We start from the raw sequence: 20,655 nt of genomic DNA, 5'->3' as shown, positions 1-20,655 counted from the left end.
CGCTCTTGCCTACTGATAGATGGAGATCCTCCGTGGCCAACCCTCTCGAGAAACTTCTGCGTGCCGGCGAAGGACGCCTCCTGCGTCGCCTTCAGCAGGTCGTCAAGGCGGTCGGCGCCCTCGAAGAGGAGTACGCGCACCTCACCGACGACGAGCTCCGCGCCGAGACCGCCGAGTTCCGTGCGCGCCACGAGGCGGGCGAGTCGCTCGACAAGCTGATGCCCGAGGCCTTCGCCGCGGTGCGCGAGGCCGCCAAGCGCACGCTGGGCCAGCGCCCGTACGACGTGCAGATCATGGGCGGTGCGGCGCTGCACCTGGGCAACATCGCCGAGATGAAGACCGGTGAGGGCAAGACGCTCACGGCGACCTTCGCCGTCTACCTCAACGCCATCGCGGGCAAGGGCGTGCACGTCATCACGGTCAACGACTTCCTCGCCTCCTACCAGTCCGAGCTCATGGGTCGCGTCTACCGCACGCTCGGCATGACGACGGGGACGATCGTCGCGGGCCAGACGCCCGAGGTGCGCCGCGAGCAGTACGCGTGCGACATCACCTACGGCACGAACAACGAGTTCGGCTTCGACTACCTGCGCGACAACATGGCGTGGCGCAAGGAAGACCTCGTGCAGCGCGGGCACTGCTTCGCGATCGTCGACGAGGTCGACTCGATCCTCATCGACGAGGCGCGCACGCCGCTCATCATCTCGGGCCCGTCGTCGGGCGAGGCCAACCGCTGGTTCCTCGAGTTCGCGAAGGTCGCGCGCACGCTGGAGGCGGGTGTTGACTACGAGGTTGACGAGAAGAAGCGCACGATCGGCGTGCTCGAGCCGGGCATCGAGAAGGTCGAGGACTACCTCGGCATCGACAACCTCTACGAGTCGGTCAACACGCCGCTCATCTCGTTCCTCAACAACTCCATCAAGGCGCTCGCGCTCTTCAAGCGCGACACCGACTACGTCGTCATGAACGACGAGGTCATGATCGTCGACGAGCACACGGGACGCATCCTCGCGGGACGGCGGTACAACGAGGGCATCCACCAGGCCATCGAGGCCAAGGAGGGCGTGCCCGTCAAGGCCGAGAACCAGACGCTCGCGACCGTCACGCTGCAGAACTACTTCCGCCTGTACGAGAAGCTCGCGGGCATGACGGGCACCGCCGAGACCGAGGCGGCCGAGTTCATGTCGACCTACAAGCTCGGCGTCGTGCCGATCCCGACCAACCGGCCGCTCATCCGCAAGGACATGCCCGACCTCGTCTACAAGAACGAGCAGGCGAAGTTCGCGCAGGTGGTCGAGGACATCGCCGGCCGCCACGAGAAGGGCCAGCCGGTGCTCGTCGGCACCGTGAGCGTCGAGAAGAGCGAGCACCTCTCCCGCCTGCTCGCCAAGCGCGGCATCAGGCACGAGGTGCTGAACGCGAAGAACCACGCACGCGAGGCCGAGATCGTCGCCCGTGCGGGCCGGCTCGGCGCCGTGACCGTCGCGACCAACATGGCCGGCCGCGGCACCGACATCATGCTCGGCGGCAACGCCGAGTTCCTCGCGGTGCAGGAGTTGAAGGCGAAGGGCCTCGACCCCGTCGAGACCCCGGAGGAGTACGAGGCGGAGTGGGATGCCGTCTACTCCGCCACGCGCGACACCGTCGCCGAGGAGGCGGCGAAGGTCACCGCGGCGGGCGGCCTCTACGTGCTCGGCACCGAGCGGCACGAGTCGCGGCGCATCGACAACCAGCTGCGCGGACGGTCGGGCCGTCAGGGCGACCCGGGCGAGAGCCGCTTCTACCTGTCGCTCACCGACGACCTCATGCGGCTGTTCCAGTCGGGTGCGGCCGAGGCGATCCTCGCGCGCACGAACTTCCCCGACGACGTCGCGATCGAGTCGGGCATGGTGAGCCGCGCGATCAAGAGCGCGCAGGCGCAGGTCGAGAGCCGCAACGCCGAGGTGCGCAAGAACGTGCTCAAGTACGACGACGTGCTCAACCGGCAGCGCGAGGCGATCTACTCGGACCGCCGGCACATCCTCGAGGGCGACGACATCGCCGAGCGCGTCGAGCACTTCATCGAGGATGCCATCGGTGCGATCGTCGACGACCACACGGGCGCCGGCCACACCGAGAGCTGGGACTTCGACGCCATGTGGACGGAGCTCAAGACGCTCTATCCCGTGGGGGTGACGATCGACGAGGTCGCCGCCGAGGCGGGGTCGAAGGGGCGCGTGACGGCGGAGGGGCTCCGCCGCGAGCTGCTCTCCGACGCCAAGCTCGCCTACCGTCGCCGCGAGCAGCAGCTGGGGACCAGCGCGACGCGCGAGCTCGAGCGCCGCGTCGTGCTGCAGGTGCTCGATCGCCGCTGGCGCGACCACCTGTACGAGATGGACTACCTCAAGGACGGCATCGGCCTGCGCGCGATGGCGCAGCGCGATCCGCTGATCGAGTATCAGCGCGAGGGCTATCAGATGTTCCAGACGATGATGGCGCAGATCAAGGAGGAGACCGTCGGGTTCCTCTTCAACCTCGAGGTCGAGGTGCGCCAGGGCGCCGACGGCGCGGTCGAGGGCAAGGTGGAGGCCAAGGGCCTCGACGCCCCCGCCGTCGAGGCGCAGCGGCTGCAGTACTCGGCGCCCGGCGCCGACGGCGAGGTCGAGGTGCGCAACGAGCGCGGCCAGGTGCAGCAGGCGGCCACGGGACGCGCGCGCGCCGCGCAGGTCGCGGCCGCGCCGCAGCAGGAGGGCGCCCGGGGTGCCTTCGGGCAGCCCGCCGACGGCGCCCCGGACGCGCCGCTCAACCGTCAGCAGCGGCGCGCGGCCGGCCGTCGCGGCTAGGGGAGAGCGGCGCGACACGCCCGGGATGCGAACCGGATTTGCGCCGCCTCCCGGATCCGCGTAAGTTATTCCTTGTTCGCCCCAAAGGGTTGAGAGAGAGCCGGAAGGCCTCACTCCCCTCAAGTAGCAGAACACCTTCCCTCAAGAAACTCTCCGGAGCTTTCGGATGCCGCCTTCGGGTCGGGCGCCGATTTGACAGCCGGAGAGGGAGGGATAAGATAGTGAAGTTGCCCAGCGACGAAGGCCGAGAGGCTGGAACGTCGGAGCATCCGATCTTTGAGAACTCAACAGCGTGCACTTGTCAAATGCCAAATTTTACCTCGTCCGGTCTTTTTGATCGGGTTGAGATTCCTTTGGATCAAAGTCCAATCCTTTCGGGGGTTGGCGTATGGATATGTCAGTGATGGCATCCTTTTTGGTCAGTTCGAACTCGCTGGCATGGCTTTTTTCCGGTCATGTTTGGCTTTTTTCTTTTACGGAGAGTTTGATCCTGGCTCAGGATGAACGCTGGCGGCGTGCTTAACACATGCAAGTCGAACGGTGAAGCTGGAGCTTGCTCTGGTGGATCAGTGGCGAACGGGTGAGTAACACGTGAGCAATCTGCCCCTGACTCTGGGATAAGCGCTGGAAACGGTGTCTAATACTGGATATGAGCTATGACCGCATGGTTGTGGTTGGAAAGATTTTTCGGTTGGGGATGGGCTCGCGGCCTATCAGCTTGTTGGTGAGGTAATGGCTCACCAAGGCGTCGACGGGTAGCCGGCCTGAGAGGGTGACCGGCCACACTGGGACTGAGACACGGCCCAGACTCCTACGGGAGGCAGCAGTGGGGAATATTGCACAATGGGCGGAAGCCTGATGCAGCAACGCCGCGTGAGGGATGACGGCCTTCGGGTTGTAAACCTCTTTTAGCAGGGAAGAAGCGTGAGTGACGGTACCTGCAGAAAAAGCACCGGCTAACTACGTGCCAGCAGCCGCGGTAATACGTAGGGTGCAAGCGTTATCCGGAATTATTGGGCGTAAAGAGCTCGTAGGCGGTTTGTCGCGTCTGCTGTGAAATCCCGAGGCTCAACCTCGGGCCTGCAGTGGGTACGGGCAGACTAGAGTGCGGTAGGGGAGATTGGAATTCCTGGTGTAGCGGTGGAATGCGCAGATATCAGGAGGAACACCGATGGCGAAGGCAGATCTCTGGGCCGTAACTGACGCTGAGGAGCGAAAGGGTGGGGAGCAAACAGGCTTAGATACCCTGGTAGTCCACCCCGTAAACGTTGGGAACTAGTTGTGGGGTCCATTCCACGGATTCCGTGACGCAGCTAACGCATTAAGTTCCCCGCCTGGGGAGTACGGCCGCAAGGCTAAAACTCAAAGGAATTGACGGGGACCCGCACAAGCGGCGGAGCATGCGGATTAATTCGATGCAACGCGAAGAACCTTACCAAGGCTTGACATATAGAGGAAACGGCTAGAGATAGTCGCCCCGCAAGGTCTCTATACAGGTGGTGCATGGTTGTCGTCAGCTCGTGTCGTGAGATGTTGGGTTAAGTCCCGCAACGAGCGCAACCCTCGTTCTATGTTGCCAGCACGTTATGGTGGGAACTCATGGGATACTGCCGGGGTCAACTCGGAGGAAGGTGGGGATGACGTCAAATCATCATGCCCCTTATGTCTTGGGCTTCACGCATGCTACAATGGCCGGTACAAAGGGCTGCAATACCGTGAGGTGGAGCGAATCCCAAAAAGCCGGTCCCAGTTCGGATTGAGGTCTGCAACTCGACCTCATGAAGTCGGAGTCGCTAGTAATCGCAGATCAGCAACGCTGCGGTGAATACGTTCCCGGGTCTTGTACACACCGCCCGTCAAGTCATGAAAGTCGGTAACACCTGAAGCCGGTGGCCTAACCCTTGTGGAGGGAGCCGTCGAAGGTGGGATCGGTAATTAGGACTAAGTCGTAACAAGGTAGCCGTACCGGAAGGTGCGGCTGGATCACCTCCTTTCTAAGGAGCATCTGAGCCTCTTCGGGGGTTCCAGAACTCAGTACCATGCCGAATGTGTGTGGCTGGGGCTCATGGGTGGAACATTTGACATGCCATTGCTGATGCGTGGTGCTGCTAGTACGTCTTCTCTTCGGGGGGGGATTGGAAGGTGGTGTCGCGGGTTGGTGGTGGCTGCACGCTGTTGGGTCCTGAGGGACCGGGCGCTTGCCTTCCTTTGTGGGGGGTGGGGGTTCGTTGCTTCTGGGCCTTCTTCTGTTGCCGGCTGGTTTGCTGGTGGGGGAGGGGGTACCGCCCGTACTTTGAGAACTACACAGTGGACGCGAGCATCTTTGAATGCCTGGATTTTTTCCGGGTGTTCTTTTGATGATCTTAAAGATCATTAGTCAATTTTGTTTTGAGATTGACGATTCGAACTCATGTTTCAAGTCTTTAAGAGCAAACGGTGGATGCCTTGGCATCTGGAGCCGAAGAAGGACGTAGCAATCTGCGATAAGCCTCGGGGAGTGGATAAGCACACTGTGATCCGAGGGTGTCCGAATGGGGAAACCCCGCTGGGCGGCGTGCCGACCTAGTGACTCTCGTCTGAATATATAGGGCGGGTAGAGGGAACGTGGGGAAGTGAAACATCTCAGTACCCACAGGAAGAGAAAACAACCGTGATTCCGTGAGTAGTGGCGAGCGAAAGCGGATGAGGCTAAACCGAGTGCGTGTGATATCCGGCAGGAGTTGCGTGTTCGGGGTTGTGGGACTTTCCATACAGTTCTGCCGAGCTGTGAGCGTTACAAGAAGGTATAGACGAACCGCATTGAAAGGCGGGTCAGAGAGGGTGTGAACCCCGTAGTCGAAATGCTTCTCTTGGCGTGGTGAAGTATCCCAAGTAGCACGGGGCCCGAGAAATCCCGTGTGAATCTGTCAGGACCACCTGATAAGCCTAAATACTCCCAGATGACCGATAGCGGACAAGTACCGTGAGGGAAAGGTGAAAAGTACCCCGGGAGGGGAGTGAAATAGTACCTGAAACCGTTTGCTTACAAACCGTTGGAGCACCCTTGGTAGGTGTGACAGCGTGCCTTTTGAAGAATGAGCCTGCGAGTTAGCGATACGTGGCGAGGTTAACCCGTGTGGGGTAGCCGTAGCGAAAGCGAGTCTGAATAGGGCGAGTGAGTCGCGTGTCCTAGACCCGAAGCGAAGTGATCTATCCATGGCCAGGCTGAAGCGACGGTAAGACGTCGTGGAGGGCCGAACCCACTTAGGTTGAAAACTGAGGGGATGAGCTGTGGATAGGGGTGAAAGGCCAATCAAACTTCGTGATAGCTGGTTCTCTCCGAAATGCATTTAGGTGCAGCGTTGCGTGTTTCTTGCCGGAGGTAGAGCTACTGGATGGCCGATGGGCCCTACCAGGTTACTGACGTCAGCCAAACTCCGAATGCCGGTAAGTGAGAGCGCAGCAGTGAGACTGTGGGGGATAAGCTTCATAGTCGAGAGGGAAACAACCCAGACCACCAACTAAGGTCCCTAAGCGCGTGCTAAGTGGGAAAGGATGTGGAGTTGCTGTGACAACCAGGAGGTTGGCTTAGAAGCAGCCACCCTTGAAAGAGTGCGTAATAGCTCACTGGTCAAGTGATTCCGCGCCGACAATGTAGCGGGGCTCAAGCACGTCACCGAAGTTGTGGCATTGACATTTTTGGTAGGCCTTCGTGGTCCAGCCGTGTTGATGGGTAGGAGAGCGTCGTGTGGCCGGTGAAGCGGCGGGGTGACCCAGCCGTGGAGGCTACACGAGTGAGAATGCAGGCATGAGTAGCGAAAGACGTGTGAGAAACACGTCCTCCGAAAGACCAAGGGTTCCAGGGTCAAGCTAATCTTCCCTGGGTAAGTCGGGACCTAAGGCGAGGCCGACAGGCGTAGTCGATGGACAACGGGTTGATATTCCCGTACCGGCGAAGAACCGCCCAAGCTAATCCAGTGGTGCTAAACGCCCGAGCCTGAGCATCGTACCCTTCGGGGTGCACCGTTCAGGGGAGCGCGTGACCCCATGCTGGTGCGGTTAGCGTGTTAACAGGTGTGACGCAGGAAGGTAGCCCATCCCGGGCGATGGTTGTTCCCGGGGCAAGTGCGTAGGCCGGGTCATAGGCAAATCCGTGACCCTTACAGGCTGAGACACGATGCGGATGAAAAGTGGGTGATCCTCTGCTGCCAAGAAAAGCATCGACGCGAGGTTCTAGCCGCCCGTACCCCAAACCGACTCAGGTGGTCAGGTAGAGAATACCGAGGAGATCGAGAGAATCGTGGTTAAGGAACTCGGCAAAATGCCCCCGTAACTTCGGGAGAAGGGGGGCCATCCGCTTATACCAGCTTGCCTGGAAAAGGGTGTGGTGGCCGCAGAGACTAGTGGGTAGCGACTGTTTACTAAAAACACAGGTCCGTGCGAAGACGCAAGTCGATGTATACGGACTGACGCCTGCCCGGTGCTGGAAGGTTAAGAGGACCGGTTAGCCGTAAGGCGAAGCTGAGAATTTAAGCCCCAGTAAACGGCGGTGGTAACTATAACCATCCTAAGGTAGCGAAATTCCTTGTCGGGTAAGTTCCGACCTGCACGAATGGCGTAACGACTTCCCAACTGTCTCAACCGCGAACTCGGCGAAATTGCATTACGAGTAAAGATGCTCGTTACGCGCAGCAGGACGGAAAGACCCCGTGACCTTTACTACAGCTTGGTATTGGTGTTCGGTGTGGCTTGTGTAGGATAGGTGGGAGACTGTGAAGCATTCACGCTAGTGGGTGTGGAGTCGTTGTTGAAATACCACTCTGGTCACTCTGGATATCTAACTTCGGACCGTGATCCGGTTCAGGGACAGTGCCTGGTGGGTAGTTTAACTGGGGCGGTTGCCTCCCAAAGAGTAACGGAGGCGCCCAAAGGTTCCCTCAACCTGGTTGGCAATCAGGTGGCGAGTGTAAGTGCACAAGGGAGCTTGACTGTGAGACTGACAGGTCGAGCAGGGACGAAAGTCGGGACTAGTGATCCGGCAGTGGCTTGTGGAAGCGCTGTCGCTCAACGGATAAAAGGTACCTCGGGGATAACAGGCTGATCTTGCCCAAGAGTCCATATCGACGGCATGGTTTGGCACCTCGATGTCGGCTCGTCGCATCCTGGGGCTGGAGTAGGTCCCAAGGGTTGGGCTGTTCGCCCATTAAAGCGGTACGCGAGCTGGGTTTAGAACGTCGTGAGACAGTTCGGTCCCTATCCGCTGCGCGCGTAGGAAGTTTGAGAGGATCTGACCCTAGTACGAGAGGACCGGGTTGGACGAACCTCTGGTGTGCCAGTTGTTCCGCCAGGAGCACCGCTGGTTAGCTACGTTCGGGATGGATAACCGCTGAAAGCATCTAAGCGGGAAGCCGGCCTCAAGATGAGACTTCCATCCCCGTTTGGGGGAGAGGCTCCCAGCTAGACTACTGGGTTGATAGGCCGGGTGTGGAAGCACGGTAACGTGTGCAGCTGACCGGTACTAATAAGCCGATGACTTGATAACATTTTTTCGAATCTGTGATGGTTCGCGTCCACTGAGTGGTTCTCGATGTACGGTCGAGAACCCGCCCGCACCCTTCCTTGGGGTGTGTGCTTGGTTTTTGTGACACATCTATAGTGTTTCGGCGGCCATAGCGAGAGGGAAACGCCCGGTCCCATTCCGAACCCGGAAGCTAAGCCTCTCAGCGCCGATGGTACTGCAGGGGGGACCCTGTGGGAGAGTAGGACACCGCCGGACTTCTTTTACACGAAATGGCCACCCACTGACGGGTGGCCATTTCGCATTTCAGGACCGGTGATTGGTCGTGAACGCCCCGCCGCGGGGGAATCCTCCGTCGCGCAGGAGTACGCTGTTCCAATGACCCCGCGCACCTTCGATCAGTCGTCCAAGCTCAAAGACGTCCTCTACGAGATCCGCGGGGCAGCACTGGCCGAGGCCGACCGACTCGAGGCCGACGGCCATCGCATCCTCAAGCTGAACACGGGCAATCCGGCCGTCTTCGGCTTCGAGGCGCCCTACCAGATCGTGCGCGACATGATCGAGGCCATCCCGCACGCGCACGGCTACAGCGACAGCCGCGGCATCATGCCGGCGCGGCGCGCCGTGGTCTCCCGCTACGAGGAGGTCGCGGGCTTCCCGCAGTTCGATCCCGACGACGTCTACCTCGGCAACGGCGTCTCCGAGCTCATCACGATGACGATGCAGGCCCTCCTCGACGAGGGCGACGAGGTGCTCATCCCGGCGCCGGACTATCCGCTCTGGACGGCGATGACGAGCCTCGCCGACGGCACTCCCGTGCACTACCTGTGCGACAACGAGAACGGCTGGCAGCCCGACCTCGACGACATCCGTGCCAAGATCACGCCGCGCACGAAGGCGATCGTCGTGATCAACCCCAACAACCCGACCGGCGCCGTCTACACCCGCGAGGTGCTGGAGGGCATCGTCGAGATCGCACGCGAGCACGAGCTGCTGCTGCTGAGCGACGAGATCTACGACCGCATCCTCTTCGACGACGCGCAGCACATCCCGCTCGCGACGCTCGCGCCCGATCTGCTGTGCCTCACCTTCAACGGCCTGAGCAAGACCTACCGCGTCGCGGGCTACCGGTCCGGCTGGCTGGTGATCACGGGACCGAAGCGTCACGCCGCCGGATTCCTCGAGGGCATCCAGCTGCTGGCGTCCACGCGCCTGTGCCCCAACGTTCCCGCGCAGCACGCCGTGCAGGCGGCGCTGTCGGGCGTGCAGTCGATCGACGCGCTCATCGCGCCGTCGGGGCGGCTGCACGAGCAGCGCGACGCCGCGTGGGAGGGCCTCACCAAGATCCCCGGCGTCACCTGCAGCAAGCCCGAGGGCGCCCTCTACGCGTTCCCCCGCCTCGACCCGAACGTCCACGACATCCACGACGACGCGAAGCTCGTCTACGACTTCCTCGTCGCCGAGCACGTGCTGCTCGTGCAGGGCACGGGCTTCAACTGGCCGACGCCCGACCACCTGCGCATCGTCACGCTGCCGGAGGCGCGCGTGCTGACCGAGGCGATCGAGCGGCTGGGCAACTTCCTGTCGAGCTACCGGCAGTAGCCTGGCGGCGTCCGTCGTCAGAGGATGCCGACGCTCATCGCGCGCCAGCGATCGTCCCAGCCCTCGAGGCGGATGGCGACGGCGCGCACGCGCACGGGGCCCGCGACGACGACGGTCGCCTCGATGACGGCGTCCTTGGGGCTGCAGTGCCGCACGGACACGATGCGGTGCGCGGGCCGGGCCGCCGTCTGACCGCGCGCGCTGCGGGCGCGGGCCGTGAGGTTGGCGCGCGTCACGAGCGCGCGGAACGCGTCCTCGCTCATCCATCTGGCGAGCTGATCGACCTCGCGCACGCCCGCGAGCACCTCGAGGACGCCGATCGTGAGGTTCCGCAGCAGCGGCTCCGGATCGGGCAGCTGCGCGGCGGTGGCCGGCTGCGCGGCGAAGTACTCGGACACGGCACGTGCGCTGCTGAGGCGTCGTCTCATGCTGCGATGAGCGGTCATACGCGTTTCCCCCCGGAACGAAGACGATGATCGTCGTCTTGAGTAGACCACAGGCGTCCGGGCCGCGGGATGAGAATGCTCCAACCTGTGGACAACTCGCCACCGCGCCGGAGCGCGTGCTCTAGCCTCGGCTCGTGCGGTGGGATCGCTTCTTCGAAGACCTGGAGACTCAGCTCGACTCCGAGTGGGAGGCCGAGCGCGCCGCGCTCGACAGCGAGTCGGAGCGCCTGCGCCTCGCCAAGCTGCCGCTGCGCGAGCGGCTCGTCGCCGCCGTCGGGGCGGACGCGGGCGCCGACCTCGTCGGCGCGGAGTCGGTGTCGGGCCGCGTGAGCGCGGTCGGTGCCGACTGGTGCGCGCTCGACGGCGCGAACGCCCACGCGACGCTCGTCCCCCTCGGCGCGATCGTCGCGCTGACGCTCACGCACGAGTCGCTGCTGCGATCCGCGCGCGCCGCCTCCGCGGGGTCGATGCTCTCGCAGCGGATGACCTTCGGCTTCGTCGCGCGCGACCTGGTGCGAAAGCGCGTTCCCGTGGCGATCGTGCTGACGTCGGGACGCACCCTGACCGGCACGATCGACCGCGCCGGCGCCGATCACCTCGACGTCGCGCTGCACGACGTCGACGCGCCGCGACGGGGCGACGCGGTGAACGGCCACCGGATGATCCCGTTCGCCGCGATCGCCGCCGTGCGCCTGGGCGCGCCGGTCGCGCTCTGACGTCAGTCCGGGTGCCGCACCGGCCCGCGACCCCACAGCTCGGGGAAGCTCGCGGCGTTCGACTCGCGCCACAGCGCCATGCGACGCGCCTCCTCCGCCTGGTCGTCGAGGTACGCCTCGACGCTGTCGGCCTCGACGCGCCACTGTCCGGGCGAGCCCACCCGCGCCCCGCGGAGCTGTCCGTCGAGCACGAGCGCGATCACCTCGTCGACCTCGATCGCGAGCATCTCCGCCACCTGCGCGGGCGTGAACAGGCGCGCGCCGGACGGAGTGGGCGAAGACATGAGGCCATTATGAGCCCGCCTCCCGACACGATGCCAGACTGTGGATAACTTCCGCGGGCGGCTCGGGCGCCGCGACACGATGGACGCCATGACCTCCCTCGATGCACCCCGGCCGAGGCCGCGCGCCTTCTGGTCCGACCTGCGGTTCCTCCTGGGGATCGCGCTGATCGCGGCATCCATCGCCGGTGTCTGGCTCGTCGTCGCCGCCGCACGCCACACCGAGCCCGTGCTCGCCGCGACGCGCACGATCGTCGCCGGCGAGAGCGTCGCCTCGAGCGACCTGCGCGTCGTCGACGTCGCCCTCGGGCCGGCGAGCGACGCCTATGCACGCCCCGCGACGCTCGCGCCCGGCGCGATCGCGACGCGCACGATCTCGCGCGGCGAGCTGGTGCCGACGGGCGCCCTCGGCTCCGCCGGGCAGGCGCAGACGACGACGGTCGTGCTCAGCAGCGCGGTCGACGTGCCCGCGGTCGTCGAGCGCGGCAGCGTCGTCGACGTGTGGGCCGCCGACCGGGTCGAGCGCGGTGAGCCCGTGACCCCGCGCATCCTCGTCGCGGCCGTGACGGTCGCGAGCGTCGACCGGCGGTCGTCGGCGCTCGGCTCGCCGGGGACGTCGGTCGAGGTGGTGATCCCGCAGGCCGACGTGGCGGCGGTGCTCGCCGCCGTCACGGGCGAGGCGAGCGTCTCGGTCGTGCCGACGACGGGACCGACGACCGGACCGACGCCGTGAGGGTCGTCGTCGCGGTGCCGGGCGAGCGCGGGCGCCGGCTGGGGGAGTCCCTGACGCAGGCGGATGCCGAGGTCGTCGCGCTCGTCGAGCCGCGCGATGTCGCCGGCGGCGCGCACGAGGCGCTCGCGCACGCCGACCTGCTCGTGATCGCGGCCGATCGCCGCACGCTCACGGCCGAACTCGTCGCCGCGTGCGACGAGCTCGGCGTCCGCATCGCCCCGCTGTGCGGGCGCGACGACGACCGGCGCCGTGCGGCGCTGTTCGGCCTGTCGGCCGTGGACGACGAGACGGACGCCCAGGACATCCTGCATCCCTCGGCACCGCGCGTCGAGCCGGATGCACGCGGGCGCACGATCGTCGTGTGGGGCGCCGCGGGGGCGCCCGGGCGCACGACCGTCGCGATCGAGCTGGCGTGCGATCTGGCCCGCGACGGGCGTCGCGTCGCGCTCGTGGACGCCGACAGCCACGCCCCGTCGCTCGCACTCGCCACGGGGCTCAGCGACGAGGGGCCGGGCTTCGCCGCCGCGTGCCGGCGGGCCGAGCGGGGCGCGCTCAGCCGCACCGAGCTCACCCGCATCGCGAGCAGGCTCGGCGCGGTCGACGTGCTCACGGGCCTCAACCGGCCGTCCCGCTGGCCCGAGCTGAGCGCGTCGCGCGTCGGAGCGGCGCTCGCGGCGTGCCGCGCGTGGGCGGACGCCGTGGTCGTCGACGTCGCGTCGCCGCTCGAGCGCGACGAGGAGATCGTCAGCGACCTCGACGGCCCCCGGCGCAACGCGGCCACGCTCGCCGCGCTGGCCGCCGCGGACCTCGTGGTCGCGGTGGTCGGCTGCGATCCCGTCGGCGTCTCCCGGTTCGTGCGGGCCTACCCCGACCTGCGGGCGACGATCGGCACGACGCCCGTGCGCGTGCTCGCCAACAAGCTCCGTCCCGGTGTCCTCGGCATCGACGCCCGCGCGCAGGTGCGGCGTGCGCTGGAGCGGTTCACGGGCGTCTCCGACGTCTGGTTCGCCCCGTGGGACGCGAGGGCGGCCGACGCCGCGATCCTCTCCGCGCAGCCCATCGCGCACGCCGCGGCGCGCTCCTCCTTCGCCACGGCGCTGCGCCGGTTCGCGGGCGAGGCGATCGCGTCGCCGGCGCCCGCGCGACGCGGCCCCGCCGCTGCTCGGAGCGCATGAGAGAGAGCGCGGGAGAGAGTCGGTACCCTTGACGGGTGTCCACCCTCAGCGATCTCGTCTACGCCCAAGGGCGCGCGAGCGATGCCGACGTCGAATGGCTGCACCGGCTGGCCGGTGACGGCCAGCTGCTCGCCGACCTCGCCTTCGCCGACATCGTCATCTGGGTGCCGACGCTCGACGACTCCTTCGTCGCCGTCGCGCACACGCGGCCCTCGGGCGCGGCGACCCTGTTCTACCGCGACATCGTCGGCGACCGGGTGCGGCCGCAGTGGCACACGCAGGTGCGCGACGCGTTCACGCAGGCGCGCATCGTCGACTCGGCGTCGCCGGACTGGTTCGAGGAGACGCCGACGCGCGTGCGCGCCGTGCCGATCGTGCGGCGGCGCGCGCAGGGCGACCAGCCGGCCGTCGTGCTGGGGGTGCTCACGCGCCACACCAACCTCGGCGAGGCCCGCACGCCCTCGCGGCAGCAGATCACGTTCAACGACTGCGCCGACGACGTGTTCCGCATGGTCGCCTCGGCGGAGTTCCCCGACCTCGACGCGCCCACCGCGCCGCGTCGCGGAGCGCCCCGCGCGTCGGACGGCCTGATCCGGCTCGACGTCGACGGGGTCACGACGTTCGCGAGCCCCAACGCGCTGTCGGCCTTCAACCGGCTGGGCTTCGACGACGAGCTGGAGGGCGAGGCCCTGCTCGACGTCGCGACCCGCATCCTGCCCGCGAGCCGCGAGGTCGACGAGTCGCTGCCGATCGTGATGGCCGGCCGCGCCCCGTGGCGCGCCGACATCGAGCTGCGCGGCGTCACGGTGTCGCTGCGGACGATCCCGCTGCGCGATCACGGCACTCGCATCGGCGCCATCGTGCTGTGCCGCGATGTCACCGAGATCCGCCATCAGGAGCAGGAGCTGATCACCAAGGACGCGACGATCCGCGAGATCCATCACCGCGTCAAGAACAACCTGCAGACCGTGGCCTCGCTGCTGCGCATCCAGGCGCGGCGCACGCACTCCGACGAGGCCCGTGACGCCCTGACCCACGCGATGCGCCGCGTGGCGGCGATCGCCGTCGTGCACGACACGCTGTCGGAGGGGCTGACGCAGAACGTCGACTTCGACGTCGTGTTCGACCGCGTGCTCAAGCTCGTCGCCGAGGTGGCCGCCGCGCCGAACACGCGCGCGCAGACGCGGAAGACCGGATCGTTCGGCCGGCTGCCGAGCGAGTACGCGACGCCGCTCGCGCTGGCGCTCACGGAGCTCGTGACCAACGCGGTCGAGCACGGCCTCGCGGGCCAGGAGGGCGAGGTCGAGATCATCGCGCAGCGCACGGAGGAGGAGCTGTCGGTGCGCGTGCGCGACACGGGCGTCGGCCTTCCCGAGGGTCAGGTCGGCCGCGGGCTGGGCACGCAGATCGTGCGCACGCTCATCCAGGGCGAGCTGAGCGGCACGATCGACTGGCACACCGTGATGGGCAGCGGCACCGAGGTCACGATCGAGATCCCGCTGCGCTACTTCCGCAGCGCGACCTAGCGTCTCGTCGCGTCGCCGCGGACGCCGCCGATCATCGCCGGGGCGACGAGCTCGCGCACCTCCTTGCGCGAATGCACGCCGAGCTTGCGGCGGATGTGCTCGACATGCCCCTCCGCCGTGCGCACCGAGATCACGAGCTCGTCGGCGATCTGCCGGTTGGTCCGGCGCAGCGCGATCAGCTGCGCGACCTGGAGCTCGCGCTCGGTGAGGAGCGCGTCGAGATCGGCCGTCAGCCGTTCCCCCGACCGGTCGAGGGCGAAGTCGATCGCCGCCTCGGGGTTCATGGCGTTGCCGAAGCGCCACTCGGCGGGGCGCTCGGCGCGCAGCAGCTCGAGGCGTCCGTGCAGACCGGTGCGCTCCGCCCGCGGGCTGCTGAGCGGATGCCACACCGACACCGCCGTCCGCGCCGTGCCGTGCGCCGCCGAGATGAGCACCGTCGCCCGCTTGTCGTCCCCCCGCTCCAGCTCGATGAGCCCCGCGAGGAACAGCATGGCGGGATTCTCCGGCCGGTTCGGAAAGGGGCGCACGAGGGTCAGCGCGCGACGCAGCCGGTCGTCGGCCGTGGCGACGTCGGAGGAGGCCCACGCGTGGAAGGCCAGACCGTGGAGCGCGTACGAACGGTAGTAGGTCTCGGCGAACCGGTCGCTCGCGTCGATCATCTCGTGACAGGATGCCGCGGCCCGGTCGTAGCGCTGCGTCGCGTGCAGCAGATACATCTCGATCTGCTTCAGCTGGAACCACAGCGGGTCGGCGACGGCCTCGGCTCCCATCAGCCCCCGGCCCTGCGCGATCTGCGCCTCCGCGCGGTCCCACTGCCGTCGCATGACGGCGAGGAACCCCGAGACGAAGCACGAGCCTGCCTTCTCCCTCGGATCGGAGGCCGTCGCGGCGACCGCGGTCAGCTCGTCGGCGATGTCCTGCGCCCGGTCGAAGGCGCCGATCGCGGCGAGATAGGTGGCCGTGCCGCCCCGGCAGCGGTAGGCGAGCTCCGACACCGCGGTGCCGTACTCCTCGATGCGGGTGAACCAGTGCAGGCCCTCCTCGAGCATGCCCGCGCACCACCAGAGGTACGGATTGGGACGCACCATGATGTCGAGCAGCCTCTCGTGCTGATCGGCGCGGCCGAGGGCGAGCTCGATCGCGGAGCGGATGTTGGGCAGCTCGGTCACCGCCTGGGCATGGAGCTCGCGCTGCCGGGGCCCGAGCCATCCGCTCTCGAGCTCGCGCCCGAGCGTCGCGTACCAGTCCAGGTAGCGATCGCACACGCGGTCGTCCTCCTCCTCGGCGTACAGCTCGTCGCGCCCGAACTCGCGCACGAGCTCGGGCATGTGGAAGCGGCGCCTGCCCTCGGACGTGACGGGCGCGAGCACCGCCTGCTCGACGAGGGACTGCAGGACGTCGAGCACCTCATCGCGCGCGAGCCCCGGCAGCAGCGACGACGCGAGGTCCGCGCCGAAGTCGCCCTGGCAGATCGAGAGGGCGCGCCACGCCTCGCGCTGGCCGGGCAGGCAGAGGCCGTAGCTCCACTGGATCGACTCCAGCAGCCCGCCGTGCCGGCCCACTCTCGTGCGCGTGCCGGGACGCAGCACGGTGAACGGACGCGCGATGCTCTGCATGAGCTCTTCGAGCGAGAGCGTCCGCAGCCGCGACGCGGCCAGCTCGATGCCGAGCGGATTGCCGCCGACGCGCCGGCAGATCTCCCGCACCATCGCGAGGCACTCGCGGCCGTGGATCTCGGGCGTGATCGCCGACGCTCGGTCCAGGAAGAGCCGTTCCGCGGTCCCGACGCCGTCGGCGGCGGGCGCGGGGCCGACGGGAAGCGGGCCGACCGGGACGATGTGCTCGATCTGGAGGCCCAGCACGGTCCTGCTCACGACGACGACCTGGCAGCGCGAGGTGTGGCGGAGGAGCGTGGCGGCGACGTCCGCGCATTCGTCGATGACGTGCTCGCAGTTGTCGATGACGACGAGGCCGCGGCGCTCCGCGAGGTAGGCGCACAGCGCCGTCAGCGCATCGCCCGGGTAGCTCGTGATGCCGGCTGCGGCGGCCAGGGACGAGGCCAGCAGCCCGGGGCGCTCGAGCGAGTCGGCGTCCACGTACCAGGCGGCGCCGCCTTCGGCGACGTGGCGCCGGACGGCCTCGACGGCGAGACGGGACTTGCCGATGCCGGCGGGCCCGTGAAGCGTGACGAGCCGGCTCAGCCGCATCCGCTCGGCGAGCAGCGCTGTCTCGGGCTCACGTCCGACGAACGACCCGGTGAAGCGGGCCCAGGGCAAACGGATCACGATGCCGCACACCTCCTCGCCGGTCGTCCTCGGCGGCACGCCTCATGCGATCGCGCATGCCGCGCCGGACTCCTCGTCCGCGCCGCCGGGGATGCACACAGCATAGGAGCGGCACCGGAGCGGGCGGAGCGGCCGCCGTACGGAAGCCGTAGTGCCCGGCGTGTGATGCGTAGCGGATGCGTAGTCGGGCGGGAACTCGCGTGTCTGTCGGGTAGCCGATCGCCCGGGCGGCGTACGGCGCGGCTCGTATCGTGAAGACGCCGCTGGGGGGGCGCGGGCGGATTCGCACGCGGCCGGGGGATGGACATCCGCTGGATCCCGGGCACATCGGAACAGTCCAACGGGCGGCACGCGCGAGCGTGCCGCCCGTCAACGCAGGGGAGATCACACGACTATGACCATCGATGAGAACACGCCGCTCGTGCCGCAGGCGTCCGCGGACGGAGCGGGTGTCAGCCGGCGCCGCGTGGTCAAGGCGGCCGCATGGTCGGCTCCCGTCGTCGCGGTGGTGGTCGCCGCCCCCTACGCGGCGGCGACCACCACGATCACGGGCATCGCGCTCGCGCCCGGCAGCTGCGCGCTCGTCGCGCCGGGTGCGACCATCCCGGCCATCGGGATGAACGTCACCCCCGCCGCCGCGGCCGCGGTCACGCTCACCCTGACCGGCGGATACACGTTCGCGTCCACGGGAACCGCCGTCGCCACCGTCACGACGGACGCGAGCGGCCACTACGACATCGATGACGTCGTCGCCCCGTCGGGGGTCGGCGCCGCGGGCACGATCACCGCGACGGCGGTCGCCGACTCGTCGGTGACGACGACGGCGACCCTGCCCGCGGTCGGCGCCCCGACCTACGGCTGGGGATACGGCGCGCAGGGGCAGATCGGCAACGGCACCACCGGCGAGACGTACAGCACGGCGGTCGCCTGGCAGCTGCCGGCCGAGACCGTCGCGGTCGGCTCGACCTATTCCGGACTGGCGGCGGTCACCGCCGACGGCCTTCTCTACACGGTCGGCTACAACGGCTACGGCGACCTCGCGAACGGCTCGACCTCCGACAACAACACGCCCGCCGCCGCGCTGCTGCACGGCACGTCGACGCCGATCGACAACGTGGTGCACGTGTCGAACACGTCGAACGACGAGGCCATCGTCTACGTGCGCCGTGGCGACGGCACGTGGTGGGGCGCGGGCGAGAACAACTCGAACTCCATGGCGAGGATCGGGCAGCCGTACTCGGGCGAGCCGACGTTCACGGGCTTCGTGCAGATGGGCCTCGACGTCCTGGCGCAGCCGGGCAATGCGGGCGCGTCGATCTCATGGGTCGACATCAGCGCGTGCACCGGCCGCGCGAGCACGACGATGGCGATCTACACGCTGTCCGACGGCACCGTCTGGACCGCCGGCGAGGGCTGGTCCCGCGGCGGCAGCGGCGTCGGCATCGGGAACGGGGTGACCGGCATCGTCTCGGGCGTGTTCCAGCTCCAGACGGCGGCGGGCGCTCCCGTGACGGGGATGGTCAAGGCCGAGGGCGTGTACCAGTCGTCGATCATGCTGCTGGATGCCGCGGGCAACCTCTGGTATGCGGGCTATGACGGCTTCACGGCGGCGGCCGGCTATTCGAACAACGGCTACGTGCAGAGCTACCCGAAGCCCGAGGGCAAGACGGTGACCGACATCATCGCGGCCGGGCAGTTCTCGTACTACGCGATCACCTCCGACGGCAGCGCCTATGCGGTCGGCGACAACATGGGTGGCAAGTTCGGCGTCGGCGCCGCCGGGAACTCGAACGCGTGGCGCAAGGTGCTGCTCGACGACGTGGTGGAGATCGCCTCCGGCGGCGATGGCACGCTCTTCCGCACGGGCTCCGGCGAGGTCTTCTTCGCGGGCGTCAGCGATCGCGGTCAGAGCGGAAACGGCGTGAACGGCCAGCAGTACCTGACGCCGACGAAGGCGACGAGCCTGCCGGGGCCGGCGATCTCGATCGCGAGCTCGTGGTGGGACTCGCACGCAGCCGTGGTCTCGCTCTGCTGAGCATCACGGCCGACGGGGCAGGGCACGCGCTGGGGGATGCGGCGTGCTCTGCCCCTTTCGTGTCTCCGGGCGCCGCGGGCGATGCCGGACGACGGCGATCGACGGCCCGTGGGCAGCACGAAGACCGGATGCCGGGATCCGGCATCCGGTTGACGAGAGGGGGTTGAGAGGCGGCGGCGTTCAGCTCGCGCGACGGGCGCGCGCGGCGCGGCGCTTGAGGGCGCGGCGCTCGTCCTCGGAGAGACCGCCCCACACGCCCGAGTCCTGACCGGTCTCGAGGGCGTACTGCAGGCAGACCTCGGTCACGGTGCAGCGCGCGCACACCGTCTTGGCCTTCTCGATCTGGTCGACGGCCGGCCCGGTGTTGCCGACGGGGAAGAACAACTCGGGGTCTACCGTCAGGCAGGCAGCCTTGTCGCGCCAATCCATACTCTTGTGCTCCTTGATGCGGGTGAGACGTGTCGATGGCGACGCCGATGCAGGGCGTCGTCTACTCTTGTGGGTGTGCGAGCGGAGCTCGCCCCACTGCTTTGTGGGAGCACACTGCAACAGACATCGTTGCACGCGGCGGCGGGTGAATCAAGAGTTAACAGGACGTTTTTTTCTGAGAAACCTTGTGTTCGCCTGGCGGCGGACGGCACGCGCCGAGACACGCGCCCGGAGAAGCCGAGAGAAGAGGATCACGGTGACCGCATCGACGCCCGCCCGGCTCGCCGCGCTGCTGCTGGCGGCCGAGGGCGCCGCGCTGACGGTGCTGGCGGCCTGGGAGCTCGTCGCCCTGGTCAGCGGGGACACGACCTCCGTGGAGAGCTCGATCGCCCTGTTCGCCCTGACGCTCGTCGGTGCGGCGGCCCTCGTCGCGTTCGCGGTCGCCGTGTGGCGCGGCCACTCGTGGGGGCGTTCCGGCGGCATCGTCGCCCAGCTGCTGCTCGCGTCGGTCGCCCTGGGCATGCTCACCGGGCCCGGGGCGCGACCCCAGGTCGCGCTCGTGCTCGCGGTTCCCGCCGTGGCGGGCTTCGTGCTGCTCATCGCCGCGGTGCGCCGTGCCGGCGCCGACGCGCGTGCCGCGTCAGCCGATGCCGAGGATGCGCCGTAGCCGCGCGACGTGCCCCGTGGCGCGCACGTTGTAGAGCGCCTGGTCGATGCGGCCGTCCTCGTCGAGGACGAAGGTCGAGCGGATGACGCCCTGGATGACCTTGCCGTAGTTCATCTTGTCGCCCCACGCGCCGTAGGCGTCGTGCACGGCGTGGTCGGGGTCGCTCAAGAGCGGGTAGGGGAGCGCGTCCCGCTCGCGGAACTGCCGCAGCTTGGCGGGCTCGTCACGGGAGATGCCGTACACGGCGTAGCCGGCGTCGGCGAGCGCCGCGGCGCTGTCGCGGAAGTCGCACGCCTGCTTCGCGCACCCCGGCGTCATCGCGGCCGGGTAGAAGAACAGGATCGTCTTGCGTCCGCGCAGGTCGGCGGAGGAGACGGGGTGCTCGTCCTGGTCGAGGAGGGTGAAGGCGGGCGCGACGGTACCGGGCTCAAGACGGGGCAT

The 20,655-nt window shown here is 67.3% G+C and carries 13 protein-coding genes and 3 rRNA genes; 11 read left to right on the top strand and 5 right to left on the bottom strand.

Going from position 1 to position 20,655, the window contains the following annotated elements; translation table 11 throughout:
- Nucleotides 1-32 precede the first annotated feature (32 nt).
- The 5 genes from secA to AOA12_RS15490 all read left to right on the top strand — a co-directional run bounded on the left by secA (nt 33) and on the right by AOA12_RS15490 (nt 9,921).
- Nucleotides 33-2,822: a preprotein translocase subunit SecA gene (gene secA, locus AOA12_RS15510; RefSeq protein WP_054684753.1), complete on the top strand. Its 2,790-nt coding sequence runs from the start codon at nt 33-35 to the stop codon at nt 2,820-2,822.
- A gap of 472 nt (nt 2,823-3,294) precedes the next feature.
- Nucleotides 3,295-4,816: ribosomal RNA gene (locus AOA12_RS15505) — 16S ribosomal RNA — on the top strand.
- Between the two features lie 419 nt (nt 4,817-5,235).
- A 23S ribosomal RNA gene (locus AOA12_RS15500) occupies nt 5,236-8,343 on the top strand.
- Between the two features lie 117 nt (nt 8,344-8,460).
- A 5S ribosomal RNA gene (rrf, locus tag AOA12_RS15495) occupies nt 8,461-8,577 on the top strand.
- The 16S, 23S and 5S rRNA genes sit together here, the layout of an rRNA operon.
- A 120-nt stretch (nt 8,578-8,697) precedes the next feature.
- Nucleotides 8,698-9,921, top strand: a complete 1,224-nt coding sequence (locus AOA12_RS15490) for a pyridoxal phosphate-dependent aminotransferase (RefSeq protein WP_054684751.1) — start codon at nt 8,698-8,700, stop codon at nt 9,919-9,921.
- A gap of 17 nt (nt 9,922-9,938) precedes the next feature.
- Here AOA12_RS15490 and AOA12_RS15485 read toward each other — a convergent pair whose 3' ends face one another.
- Nucleotides 9,939-10,349, bottom strand: a complete 411-nt coding sequence (locus AOA12_RS15485; RefSeq protein WP_231637102.1) for an Rv3235 family protein — start codon at nt 10,347-10,349, stop codon at nt 9,939-9,941.
- Nucleotides 10,350-10,501: 152 nt separating this feature from the next.
- On the opposite strand from AOA12_RS15485, the gene AOA12_RS15480 reads away from it, so the two are divergent.
- Complete coding sequence (locus tag AOA12_RS15480; protein WP_054684745.1) at nt 10,502-11,083, top strand: hypothetical protein; 582 nt, start codon at nt 10,502-10,504, stop codon at nt 11,081-11,083.
- 2 nt (nt 11,084-11,085) lie between these two features.
- Here AOA12_RS15480 and AOA12_RS15475 read toward each other — a convergent pair whose 3' ends face one another.
- On the bottom strand, nt 11,086-11,367 hold the full coding sequence (locus AOA12_RS15475; RefSeq protein WP_054684742.1) for a helix-turn-helix domain-containing protein: 282 nt from the start codon (nt 11,365-11,367) through the stop codon (nt 11,086-11,088).
- Nucleotides 11,368-11,455: 88 nt separating this feature from the next.
- Here AOA12_RS15475 and AOA12_RS15470 point away from each other — a divergent pair, with 88 nt between their 5' ends.
- From AOA12_RS15470 to AOA12_RS15460, 3 genes are read left to right on the top strand one after another with little or no spacing between them, the layout of a single operon-like run.
- Nucleotides 11,456-12,097, top strand: coding sequence for an SAF domain-containing protein (locus AOA12_RS15470; protein WP_054687113.1), 642 nt, complete (start codon nt 11,456-11,458; stop codon nt 12,095-12,097).
- Entirely contained in the window at nt 12,094-13,272 is a 1,179-nt protein-coding gene (locus tag AOA12_RS15465; RefSeq protein ID WP_054684739.1) for an AAA family ATPase, read from the top strand. The genes AOA12_RS15470 and AOA12_RS15465 overlap by 4 nt, the downstream gene beginning before the upstream one ends.
- Before the next feature lie 35 nt (nt 13,273-13,307).
- Entirely contained in the window at nt 13,308-14,798 is a 1,491-nt protein-coding gene (locus AOA12_RS15460; RefSeq protein ID WP_054684734.1) for a sensor histidine kinase, read from the top strand.
- Here the strand turns inward: AOA12_RS15460 and AOA12_RS15455 are convergent.
- A complete protein-coding gene (locus AOA12_RS15455) occupies nt 14,795-17,083 on the bottom strand; it encodes an ATP-binding protein (protein ID WP_156366527.1) in 2,289 nt (762 codons plus the stop codon). The two genes, AOA12_RS15460 and AOA12_RS15455, sit on opposite strands and share 4 nt — an antisense overlap.
- A gap of 394 nt (nt 17,084-17,477) precedes the next feature.
- Here AOA12_RS15455 and AOA12_RS15450 point away from each other — a divergent pair, with 394 nt between their 5' ends.
- Nucleotides 17,478-19,118, top strand: coding sequence for a hypothetical protein (locus AOA12_RS15450; protein WP_054684727.1), 1,641 nt, complete (start codon nt 17,478-17,480; stop codon nt 19,116-19,118).
- A gap of 180 nt (nt 19,119-19,298) precedes the next feature.
- Here AOA12_RS15450 and AOA12_RS15445 read toward each other — a convergent pair whose 3' ends face one another.
- A complete protein-coding gene (locus AOA12_RS15445) occupies nt 19,299-19,547 on the bottom strand; it encodes a WhiB family transcriptional regulator (RefSeq protein ID WP_054684724.1) in 249 nt (82 codons plus the stop codon).
- Nucleotides 19,548-19,803: 256 nt separating this feature from the next.
- Between AOA12_RS15445 and AOA12_RS15440 the strand changes: the two genes are divergently transcribed.
- The gene (locus AOA12_RS15440; protein ID WP_054684721.1) at nt 19,804-20,214 is read left to right on the top strand and encodes a hypothetical protein; all 411 of its coding nucleotides are present in this window, start codon (nt 19,804-19,806) and stop codon (nt 20,212-20,214) included.
- Here the strand turns inward: AOA12_RS15440 and bcp are convergent.
- Nucleotides 20,188-20,655, bottom strand: coding sequence for a thioredoxin-dependent thiol peroxidase (gene bcp / locus AOA12_RS15435; RefSeq protein ID WP_442922248.1), 468 nt, complete (start codon nt 20,653-20,655; stop codon nt 20,188-20,190). The two genes, AOA12_RS15440 and bcp, sit on opposite strands and share 27 nt — an antisense overlap.

Origin of the sequence: Microbacterium sp. No. 7 (assembly GCF_001314225.1) — a bacterium.
Taxonomy (GTDB): domain Bacteria; phylum Actinomycetota; class Actinomycetes; order Actinomycetales; family Microbacteriaceae; genus Microbacterium.
This window is presented reverse-complemented; position numbering and strand designations above follow the sequence as displayed.